This window comes from Candidatus Pelagibacter sp. (assembly GCF_052049815.1).
Lineage (GTDB): Bacteria > Pseudomonadota > Alphaproteobacteria > Pelagibacterales > Pelagibacteraceae > Pelagibacter.
This window is the reverse complement of sequence record NZ_JBNGZG010000096.1, coordinates 1-1121: the sequence shown is the minus strand read 5'-3', so window position 1 is coordinate 1121 and position 1121 is coordinate 1. Positions and strand designations below refer to the sequence as shown.

The following is a 1121-nucleotide window of genomic DNA, read 5'->3' as shown; positions in this document are numbered from 1 at the left end:
TATAGAAAATATTAACTCAATTTTTGCAGAGAATAATTTAAAAGAGATAAATTTTTTAAATTTAGATATAAGAAGAAAAGATACTTCATGTATAATCTATACTTCAGGAACGCAAGGTGATCCAAAAGGGGTAATGTTAAGTCATGGAGGAATATTAAATAATTGTGAAGGAGCCTATACTTTACTAAAAGAATTTGTTTCCCCTAAACCACACTTTTTAACTTGGTTACCATTATCACATTCATATGAGCATACAGTTCAATTTGTCCAAATGGCTGTTGGTGCAAAAGTTTTTTACGCAGAAAGTATTGATAAGTTGATAAAAAATATGGGTGACTGTAATCCTGAAATTATGACAGCCGTTCCAAGATTTTATCAAAATTTATATCAAAAAATTAATTCAACTTTTAATAAAGCAGAAGGATTTAAAAAAAAAATAATTAATGCAACAATAAATCTTGGCAAGAAAAAATTAGAAAGAAAAAATTTGAATTTTGGAGAGCAAATTCAAAATTTTTTATGTGAAATATTAGTAAGAAAAAAAATAAAGAAACAATTTGGGGGATCGCTCAAAGCATTTATATCTGGAGGGGGAGCCCTAGATAAAGAGGTTGGTATATTTTTAAATTCAATAGGATTACCAACTTTACAAGGTTATGGACTCACTGAAACATCACCCGTTGTAAGCTGTAATCCAATTCATGATATTAGAATAGAAACAGTTGGCCCTCCTTTTCAAAGAAATGAGGTTAAAATTGCAGAGGATGGAGAAATTCTTGTAAAGGGAGAAAATGTAATGCAAGGATATTGGAAGAAAGAAAAAGAAACTAAAGAAATTTTGAAAGATGGCTGGCTATATACTGGAGATATTGGTGTTATAGAAGATGGTTTTTTAAAAATAACTGATAGAAAAAAAGATATTTTAATTTCACCAGGAGGAGACAACATTTCTCCAATAAAAATTGAAAATGATTTAACAAAAATCGATTTTATTGAACAAGCATTAGTATATGGAGATGGTAAACCATATTTAGTAGCATTAATTGTTTTAAATAAAGAACAACATAATCAAATAAATAATGAATTAATTCAAAAAGAAATTAAAATTGTAAATAAAAATT

General features: G+C 27.5%; 1 protein-coding gene. It reads left to right on the top strand.

What is annotated here, in order from left to right; all coding sequences use genetic code 11:
- On the top strand, positions 1-1121 hold a 1121-nt coding region (locus ACTT9D_RS07405; RefSeq protein ID WP_440931140.1), incomplete at both ends, for an AMP-dependent synthetase/ligase.